General features: G+C 74.2%; 1 protein-coding gene. It reads left to right on the forward strand.

Features of this window, described 5'->3' with window-relative positions:
* A partial coding sequence (locus GTW67_RS01460; protein WP_161162979.1) for a LysR family transcriptional regulator occupies nt 1-928 on the forward strand: 928 nt, incomplete at its 5' end.
* Between the last annotated feature and the right edge of the window lie 366 nt (nt 929-1,294).

The following is a 1,294-nucleotide window of genomic DNA, read 5'->3' on the forward strand; positions in this document are numbered from 1 at the left end:
CTTCGTCACCGTCGCCGAGGAACTGCACTTCACCCGCGCCGCGGCCCGCCTCTACGTCGCCCAGCAGGCACTCAGCCGCGACGTGCGGCGCCTGGAACGCGAGCTGGGCGCCGAGCTGTTCGTCCGCTCCACCCGGCAGGTGACCCTGACGGCCGACGGCGAGCGGCTGCTGCCGTACGCCCGCCGCGCGCTCCAGGCGCAGGACGACCTGCTCGCCGCCTTCGGGCAGGCCCGGCCGCTGCTGGTCGACCTCAACTCGCCCGGGCTGGTCACCGGGCGCCTGGTCCTGGAGCGGGCCCGCGGGCTCGCGCCCGAGCTGGAACTCATGGCCCGCTACGAGAGCGGGCTGACCGGCGCCGCCGCCGAACTGCTCGCGGGCCGGCTCGACGCCTCGTTCGGCCGGTTCGCGGGACTTCCGCCGGCGCTGCGGGCGGGACTCGGCCACCAGCCGGTCCGCTACGAGCCCATGGCGGTCGTCCTGCCCGAGGACCACCCCCTGGCCCCGCTCCCCGAGGTGCCGCTCGCCGCCCTCGCGGGCGAGACCGTGTACGCCGGGGCCGGCAATCCGCGGACGCCGGAGTGGACCGACCTCGGACACCGCCTGTTCGAGGGACGCGGCATCGAGGTGGCGCCACCCGTTCCGCTGGCGGTCGGGGACGAGGAGTTCCGGCGGATCATGGACAAGACCCGCCATCCGATCCTCGCGGTGGTGAGCTTTCCGGCCATGGCCTCGACCGTGGTGCGTCCGCTCGTCGATCCCGTCCCGCTGTCGCCGGTTTCCCTGGTCTGGCGAAAGGGGCTGGTGCACCCCGCCTTCGACGCGCTGCGCCGGGCTGCGTCCCAGGTCGCGGCCGAGAAGGGGTGGCTCCGGCGACCCGCCGGAGGGTGGATTCCGGCCAGTGACGACACTGTGATGTCCGTCCATTAACCGACACGCGGCAACCACATGCCCTCCGCGTGCGCTACATTCTTTGCCTGAGCACGGTGTGGTACAGGGGGCGCTCGAACCTGGTGGGGGCCGGTTCGGCCGACGGGTGCTCGGAGTCGTATGCGCACCCAGAACTGTCCCTCGGGGGGAAGTGCGTGCGCGTGAAGAATTGGCAGAAAGACGCCCAACCGGAGTGGCCCGACGCCACGTCCGGTGCTCGGGATGTCGCGGGGCCGGACCCGCAGCAGGACGCCACCCGGGTGCTTCCCGGGGCCGGCGCCTTCCCGGGCGCCGCGGCGCCCCCGGCGCCCGGAGCGGTGGCCGGGGCACCCGGCGCACCCGCGGGTGCCGGATGGTTCGGAGGCA

The organism is Streptomyces sp. SID5910 (genome assembly GCF_009862125.1).
In the GTDB taxonomy this organism is placed as follows: Bacteria; Actinomycetota; Actinomycetes; order Streptomycetales; family Streptomycetaceae; genus Streptomyces.